Source organism: Phenylobacterium sp. (assembly GCF_036402295.1).
Taxonomy (GTDB): domain Bacteria; phylum Pseudomonadota; class Alphaproteobacteria; order Caulobacterales; family Caulobacteraceae; genus Phenylobacterium.
This window is the reverse complement of the sequence record NZ_DASWTE010000256.1, coordinates 24,961-32,559: the sequence shown is the minus strand read 5'-3', so window position 1 is coordinate 32,559 and position 7,599 is coordinate 24,961. Positions and strand designations below refer to the sequence as shown.

Annotated in this window: 9 protein-coding genes; 2 read left to right on the top strand and 7 right to left on the bottom strand. The window is 70.7% G+C overall.

The genetic code is table 11. The features are described from left to right. The first annotated feature begins 443 nt into the window (after positions 1-443). On the top strand, positions 444-701 hold the full coding sequence (locus VGD44_RS15780; protein WP_331088765.1) for a hypothetical protein: 258 nt from the start codon (positions 444-446) through the stop codon (positions 699-701). Between the two features lie 243 nt (positions 702-944). Then, positions 945-2,219 (top strand): acyl-CoA dehydrogenase family protein, encoded by a 1,275-nt coding sequence (locus tag VGD44_RS15775; RefSeq protein ID WP_331088763.1) that lies wholly within the window; start codon positions 945-947, stop codon positions 2,217-2,219. A gap of 34 nt (positions 2,220-2,253) precedes the next feature. Here VGD44_RS15775 and VGD44_RS15770 read toward each other — a convergent pair whose 3' ends face one another. The 7 genes from VGD44_RS15770 to narI are packed head-to-tail and all read right to left on the bottom strand — an operon-like array spanning position 2,254 to position 7,587. Next, on the bottom strand, positions 2,254-2,646 hold the full coding sequence (locus VGD44_RS15770) for a YbaN family protein (RefSeq protein WP_331088761.1): 393 nt from the start codon (positions 2,644-2,646) through the stop codon (positions 2,254-2,256). Then, positions 2,643-3,251, bottom strand: a complete 609-nt coding sequence (gene mobA, locus VGD44_RS15765) for a molybdenum cofactor guanylyltransferase (protein ID WP_331088759.1) — start codon at positions 3,249-3,251, stop codon at positions 2,643-2,645. Before mobA ends, VGD44_RS15770 begins: the two co-directional genes overlap by 4 nt. Further along, entirely contained in the window at positions 3,248-3,925 is a 678-nt protein-coding gene (locus VGD44_RS15760; RefSeq protein WP_331088757.1) for a carbonic anhydrase, read from the bottom strand. Before VGD44_RS15760 ends, mobA begins: the two co-directional genes overlap by 4 nt. Next, entirely contained in the window at positions 3,922-4,476 is a 555-nt protein-coding gene (locus VGD44_RS15755) for a hemerythrin domain-containing protein (RefSeq protein WP_331088755.1), read from the bottom strand. The genes VGD44_RS15760 and VGD44_RS15755 overlap by 4 nt, the downstream gene beginning before the upstream one ends. Positions 4,477-4,505: 29 nt before the next feature. Further along, complete coding sequence (locus VGD44_RS15750; protein ID WP_331088753.1) at positions 4,506-5,708, bottom strand: hypothetical protein; 1,203 nt, start codon at positions 5,706-5,708, stop codon at positions 4,506-4,508. Continuing rightward, positions 5,705-6,814: a peptidylprolyl isomerase gene (locus VGD44_RS15745; protein WP_331088751.1), complete on the bottom strand. Its 1,110-nt coding sequence runs from the start codon at positions 6,812-6,814 to the stop codon at positions 5,705-5,707. Before VGD44_RS15745 ends, VGD44_RS15750 begins: the two co-directional genes overlap by 4 nt. Positions 6,815-6,816: 2 nt before the next feature. Continuing rightward, positions 6,817-7,587 carry a respiratory nitrate reductase subunit gamma gene (gene narI / locus VGD44_RS15740; RefSeq protein ID WP_331088749.1) on the bottom strand — a complete coding sequence of 257 codons (771 nt, stop codon included), beginning with the start codon at positions 7,585-7,587 and terminating at the stop codon, positions 6,817-6,819. Positions 7,588-7,599 lie beyond the last annotated feature (12 nt).

Here is a 7,599-nt window from a genome sequence, read left to right as displayed (position 1 = left end):
TCATGCGCTTCTCCAGAGCGTCTCCATGACACAACACCCGAGCGGCTGGATTTGACCACTATCAAGCGAGGGCGCGGGAAGGGTCGCGTCGGTAAGGGAGCTCCTCGAAGCCACTGAGACAGCGGCTCGGTTCGCCGTCATCCGACGGGTCAGCTGCGCGCCCAAGCTCCTGCCCGGAAGGAAGAGGCCGGCGCCGATGAACTGCGTCGGCGCCGTCGCCCCTAGACGCCCACGGTCAAGCGGTCTTCGACGGCCTGGACGCCTGGCGCCGACCAAGCCGCCCTTTCGATGATGTCGCGCTCGAACACTCGTGCGCGGACCACGCAGGTGCGCGTGGTTCGCCTGCGCAAGTTCGGACGCCGGTTTGACGCACGTCAAGCGAGACCGCTGCATGCTCGCTTACGCTGATTTGACATCACGGGAACACGGAAACGGACGTCGCCATGCTGCAGGTCCGCGGAGCTAAAGGGGCGCCGAACGAAGTCCAGACGTTCGACGACGCCAAGCTCTACGCCGCCTCGCAGACCTTCGACGAGGCGCGCCGCGTGGCGGTCTTCCACAAGTACATGATGACCCGGCGCCGGATGATCTATCCGATCAATCCCAGCCTGAAGCTGCTGTTCAAGCACGACGGCCAGATCGACTGGGCGTCGCTCGAAGCACCGCTGAAGAAACGGGGAGAGGAGGTGATCGCCGCCTAAGCCATTCGATTGAGGTAATCCCCTAGTGCACCTCGGCCCCGCGCGTCGCGCGGGGCCGCTCCTTTTCGGCGGAGGGCTTGAGCCATATCAAGGGCCGGGGACCAGCCCGTCATACGGTGGCGTCGGGATGTGACCCATCCTGAAGTCGCCCGCCATGGCCACCGGCATCCGCCGGCCATTTGACCCGACACCGGCCGTGGCGGGCGCCCTGTCGGCAGCGCCGACGGAACCGGAGGCGGACCCATGGACTTCAGGCTTTCCGACAACCAAGCCGTCTGGCGCGACCGCGTCCGCGACTTAATGCTGGCGCACGTCTACCCCGCCATCCCGGTCTACCAGGCGCAAACACGGCGCGAGGGCGCCGAGCGCTGGACGGTGATCCCGATCGTGGAAGAGCTGAAGGCGCGCGCCTATGCAGCGGGCCTCTGGAACCTGTTCCTTCCGCCCTCCGAACACGACGACGGCGATTTCCGGGGCGCCGGACTCTCCAACCTCGAATACGCCCTCTGCGCCGAGGAAATGGGTCGCGTCGGCTTCGCTTCGGAAGTGTTCAACTGCTCGGCCCCCGACACCGGCAACATGGAGGTCCTCCACCGCTACGGCACGGCGGCTCAGAAGGCCCGCTGGCTGAAACCCTTAATGGACGGCGAGATCCGGTCGGCGTTCCTGATGACCGAGCCGGACGTGGCTTCGTCCGACGCCACCAACATCCAGACGGTGATCCGGCGCGACGGGGATCACTATGTCATCAACGGCCGCAAGTGGTGGTCGTCCGGCGTGGGCGATCCGCGCTGCAAGGTCGCCATCGTCATGGGCAAGACCGACGAGGGCGCGGCGCGGCATGCGCAGCAGTCCCAGATCCTGGTCCCGATGGACTCGCCGGGCATCGAGATTGTTCGCATGCTGCCGGTCTTCGGCTACGACGACGCCCCGCACGGCCATGCCGAGGTGGTGCTGCGCGACGTGCGCGTGCCCGCCGAGAACCTGATCCTGGGCGAAGGCCGCGGCTTCGAGATCGCCCAGGGTCGCCTGGGCCCGGGCCGCATCCACCATTGCATGCGCACGATCGGCGCCGCCGAGGTGGCGCTGGAGAAGATGGTCGACCGACTGCTGTCGCGCGTGGCGTTCGGCAAGCGCCTGGCCGACCAGTCGGTCTGGGAGCAACGGATCGGCGAGGCCCGGCTCGATATCGAGATGAGCCGACTGTTGTGCCTGAAGGCGGCGGACATGATGGACCGCGCCGGCAACAAGGCCGCTCAGCTCGAGATCGCGATGATCAAGGTCGCGGCGCCGCGCGCCGCCCTGAAGGTGATCGACGACGCGATCCAGGCGCACGGCGGCGCCGGCGTGTCCGAGGACTTCGGGCTGGCTCGCGCCTACGCCGGCATGCGCACGCTGCGGCTCGCCGACGGCCCGGACGAGGTGCACCTGCGGGCGATCGCCCGGCTGGAATATGGCCGTCACGCCGAGCGCGTGCGGGCTTGGCGGGAAGGCGACGCGCCGCTCGCGGCCGAGTAGGCGGATGTCCGATCCGCTCTTGCGGGCGAGGGTATCAGGCCGAGGATCGCGTCACGACGAAGGCGGCGGCGCCCGTCAAGACCGCCGCGACGACGCCCACGACCAGGACGTTCGACGAGGTCGCGGCGAGGAGGCCCAGGCTCGCGGCCATGGCGAAGACGGCGAGCACCTTGGCGCGCCTTGGGATCGCGCCGCGCTCCTCCCAGTCGCGGATCATCGGCCCGAAGCGGTGGTGGGCGCGCAGCCGGTCGGCCCAGCCCGGCGCGCCCCGGGCGAACGCCCAGAGCGCCACCAGCAGGAACGGCGTCGTGGGCAAAACCGGCAGCACGGCGCCCGCTGCGGCGAGGCCCACGGCCAGTATTCCCAGGCCCCGATAGGCAAGGAGCGCGATCCGGTGCGCCCGTCGGTTCGCGGCCGGCTCGCTCAAGCCGCCGTCCTGTGGGCGAAGGTCGCCGGCTGCAGCGCCGCGAGCTCGGCGGGCGTGTTGGCGTTGGCGAAGGGATCGTCTCCCGCTTGCGCCGGCCAGTCGACCACGGCCATGCCGCAGTCGGCGGCGAAGCCGCGCAGGGAGGCAGGTCCGGCGAGATAGGCCGGCAGGCGCGATGCGCACGAGATGCGCCAGAGCGCGCAGGTGGGATGCAGCCGGCCCAAGCTGGCGGCGACTGCGACCGCAGCGCCCTTGTCTACGGCCGCCGCGAGCTGCGCGAGCAGGTCATCGGGAAGGCGCGGAGCATCGCAGGGCAGGGTCAGGATGCGGGCTGCGCCCTGCTCGGTCGCAAAGGCGAAGGCGGAGGCGAGGCCAGCGGCCGGCCCCGGTACGCCGCGATCGTCCCGGATCAGCTGGACGCCCGTCACGCCCGCGACCTGGTCGGCCGCGCGAACGGACAAGGCCATGACGCGCGACCAGCGCCGTGCGAGGCCCAGGGCATGGGCGACGAGCGTTGTCTGGCCGAACGGGCGCAGCGGCTTGGCGCCGCCCATCCGGCGCCCCTCGCCGCCGGCGAGCACCACGACGGCGGTGACGCCGCTCATCGCCGCCGCGCTGCGCCGCGCCGGCGCGGTTCGGTCGCCGGCGCCCGGGCCGGCGCGTCGCAGAGGAGCGGGTAGGCCGCGCGCGGGCTGTCCACCGTGGTCTCGAGGTCGCGCAGCAGGCCGTCCTCGATCGCGTAGATCCAGCCGTGGATGGCGAGGCGTTGTCCGCGTCGCCAGGCGTCCTGCACGAAGGGATTGCCCGCCAGGCTGACCACCTGGGCCAGGACATTGCGCTCGCACACCTCGTTCACGCGCGCATCGAAATCGGCGATCGCCTCCAGCGCCGCGGCGTGGCGGCAGCAGATGGCGCGCACCGGCTGCAGCCAGTGGTCGATCAGGCCGTGCCGCTCCCCGGAGAGCGCGGCGCGCACGCCGCCGCAGCCGTAGTGGCCGCAGACGATGATGTGGCGGACCTTCAGGACCTCGAGGGCGAACTGGAGGACGGACAGGAAGTTGGCGTCCTGCGGCGGCGCCAGGTTGGCCACGTTGCGATGCACGAAGAGCTCGCCAGGATCGAGCCCGACGATCTCGTTGGCCGGCACGCGGCTGTCCGAGCAGCCGACCCAAAGGTACTCGGGCGACTGCTGGCTGGCGAGCCGGCGGAAGTACTCCGGGTCGACGCGGGCGCGCGCCGCGGCCCACCGGATGTTGTTATCGAACAGGTCCTCGATCATGGCGCCGCGCGCTCGAGCACGATCCCGCGTCGCGCCGCCAGCCGCCGGCTGAGGCCCTCGAGATCGCGCTGGCTGAGCCGCAGACGCGCGATCGGCAGCACCACGGCGTTCTCGAGCGCAAGGTGACGCAGCTCCTGGCTGGCGAACCCCTGCAGCGCCTTGCGGATGGCGGGGTCCATGCCCGGCGCGGACTGGCGGGCGAGGCAGTCCTCCAGCTGTTCGCGCACCACGCGGGCGTGGGAGGCGTCGGCCTTGTGCTCGGCGGAGAGAAGGCCCAGCACCTTTTCCACCTCGTCCTCCGGCAGAGCCCGGCGGCGCAGCAGCGGAAACAGGTCCTGCTCCTCGTCGATGATGTGGACCGGCAGGTCGTTGCGCAGGAACTCGACGACCTTGGTCACCCGCTCGCCATCGAAGACGTGGGCTGCGGCCACCTCGTTGATCAACCGGCAGAACAGGCGGTGCCGGAAGTGCTCGGCGAAGAACCACTCGAGCGGCTCGGCCAGGAGCTCGCGGGGGATGTCCTCGATCTCGTCTGTGCGCAGTTGGTCCATCGGCGGGCCTCCTTGGCCCCTCAGGCGGGCTAGTACCTGAACTCCAGGGTGAGCCAGACCTTGGTCCGGTCGGCGAAGGCCGGGCGTGCGCCGTCGAACAGGGCGGCCTTCAGCTCGGCGCTGACCATCTTCGACAGCGGCGCGGCCACCTGGACGTCGAACTCGCGGCCATAGCGCATGGACCCGTCGTCATCGCTGAACTCGTGCGCAGCCGCCTGCACCCGAAGCGGCCCGGCGGGCGCCTCGAGCGGCAGCGTCGCGCCGGCCCGCAGGTTGAGGTCGCGGATGCCGCCGACTGGCGTGTTCAGGAAGACGTCCGCCCAGCCCTGGAAGGCGTGCAGCGTCGCGAGCGGCGTGCCGAAGCCGCGCCGGCCGTCTCCGTCGAGCCGCTCGACGCCCACGGCCACCCAGCGGGTCTTTCCTTTGAGCCCCGCGGCGAGGGCCACATAGCCAAGCTCGAAGGCGGTGGGCGCCGCGCCGTAGTCGGTCTGGCGGGCCGCCTCGACCTCGTAGGTCACCGAAAGACCGTCGCGCAGCGGCCGCGATCCGGCGAAGCGGGCGCCCCACGTCGCGCTCGACTGGGTGGGCGCGGTCTCGAAATCCAGCAGGTAGCCGTAGCCCGTGACCTGGCCGGCCCCCATCTTCAGGTCCGCCTGCAGGAGGTGGCTGTCGCTGTCCCATTCGCCCTGCGGATGGTCGTCCCCGAAGATGCGATGCACCCGGTCGATGTAGGCATAGGTGAAGGCGAGGTCCCTGGTAGGGCGGAAGGACGCCTTCACCGCGTCGAAGGTCTGCTCGTTCTGGCGGAAGCCCACGTTGCCCACGAAGCGGGCGTTGCCGAGGATCAGGCGCTGGCGGCCGACCACCGCGTCGCCGTTGGCGCCCGTCCAGCTCACCTGGGCCCGGTTGAGCTCAGTGTCCTCGGGATCGCTGACTACGGGATAGCTGACCTTGCCATTGGTCGAGCTGTTGTAGTCGCCGTTCAGCGCGGTGACGTTCTCGCCCTCGACCAGGAGCTTGAAGCCGTTCCAGGCGGGCGTCTCGTAGCCCAGCCGGGTGCGCAGCGTGAGCGCCTGGGCATCCTTGGAGAAGCCGTCCTGGTCGACGGTTTCGGAGCGCAGGCGCATCTCCAGGATGAGCTTGCCGGGAATGTCCTCCGCAGCATGGGCGGCGGCCGGAGCGGAGAAGGCGACGAGGGCGGCCCCCAGAAGGAGGCCCGAAGCGTGGGTCACGAGGCGACTCTGCGGATGATGGTGTAGGCCGGCTTGGCGGGGACGAGCTTGGAGCGCAGGACATTGGTCAGGCAGGCGAGGGCCGGGTCCTCCGCGTCGCGCGCAGCCGAGATCAGGTTGGTCCAGCGCTCGTCATTGGCCTCGGCCACGAAGTCGGCCATGGCCGCCTGCGCGAAGTCGGCGACGGCCTCGCCTGCCGCCGCCGCGGCCTCGGCGAGGCGCCGGGCAAGGTCAGGGTCCGCGGCCGTGAGCCATGCCTCCAGGCGCTCGGCCGGGCCGTGCTCGCCGAGGAGATCGCCGAGCGTCGCGCAGCCCTCGCGTACCGCGCCGTCCGACGTCAGGGTGAGGGCGACGCCGCGGGCGCGGGCCGCGGCGGTCAGTTCCGCCACGTATCGGGTGGCCGCAGCGGCCCACGCGCGGCTCTCCAGGTGCAGACGAATGCGCTCCTCGACGAGCTCGAAGGGCAGCTGGCGGGGCTCGATGCGCCGATCCAGTCGCAGCACGTGCCAGCCGAAGCGCGAGAGGACCGGGGCGGAGACCTCGCCGGGCTGCAGCGCCTCCAGCACATCTTCCACTTCCGGCACGAGATCGCCCGGCTGGAGTTGGCCCAGCAAACCGCCGACGCTGCCGGACGGACAGTCGGAGACGTCACGCGCTAGCTCGGGGAAGGTGGCCGACCTGGTCTGGAGCGCAGCCACGAGGCCCGCGGCCGCCGCGTGAGCGGCCTCGATCGCGGCCGGGTCGGCGCCCTTCGCTTCCACCAGGATATGCGACGCTTCCCACAACGGCGGCGTTCGGAAGCGCGCCGGCTCGGCGGCGTAGACCCGCCGGCATTCGGCGTCGGTGGGGGAGCGGACCTCGACTTCCTGGTCCAGCACCGCGCGCACCAGCGCTTCCTCCGGCGTCTCCTCGCGGCCCTGTTCGTCGCGCTCGGGCATGGGCGAAAGCCCGAGGTCACGCGCCCGCTGCAGCAGCAGCGCGCGGATGGCGAGTGCGTGGCCGGCCGCCGAGCGGGCCTCAGCGGCCGATGCGCCGGGGTGGTTCTGGACCTCCTGAGCCAGGAGGGCCTCGGGGATCTCGACCCCGTCGAAGACGAGCGTGCGCATGGCTATTCCGCGGCCTCCAGGGAACGGGCCGTGGGGAGCGCAGGAGCGGACTGCGCATAGGTCGGGGCGAGCGCTTCGGGCTTGCGGGGCAGGGCTCGCCGGGTGCGCACCAGCTGCCAGCCGCGGCGGTTCAGGTACCAGACGGGCGCCGAGAGCATGTGGACGAGGCGGGTGAACGGGAACACCAGAAGGATGGTGAGGCCCAGCGCCAGGTGCGCCTTGAACACCCAGTGAACGTCGGCGACGAAGTCGGCGGCGCCGGCGCGGAAGGTGAAGATCCCCTGCGCCCAGTTCATGAACTTGACCATCTCGTGCCCGTCGCGGTGCTGCAGGGAGAGCGGGATGGTGGAGAGGCCCAGCACGAGCTGGGTCAGTAGGATAGCCAGGATCGCCGTGTCGCCGAAACTGGAGGTCTTGCGGATCCGCGGGTCGAACAGGCGTCGGTGCAGCAGCAGGCCGCCGCCGACCAGGGCGAACAACCCCGCCACGCCGCCGGCGACGATGGCCAGCATCTGCTTGGCGCCGTGGCTGACGCCGAGCGTGTCCCACACCACGATGGGCGTGAGCAGGCCCACGAAATGGCCGGCGAAGATCATCAGCACGCCGAGGTGGAACAGGATCGAGCCCGTCACCAGTTGCTTGCGGCGCAGGAGCTGCGAGGAGCCCGTGCGCCAGGTGTAGGGCTCGCGGTCGAAGCGGATCACCGAGCCTAGCGCGAGGGTCGCCAGGGCGATGTACGGATAGACGCCGAAGACGATCTGGTTGAGATCCATGGGACGCGTTCC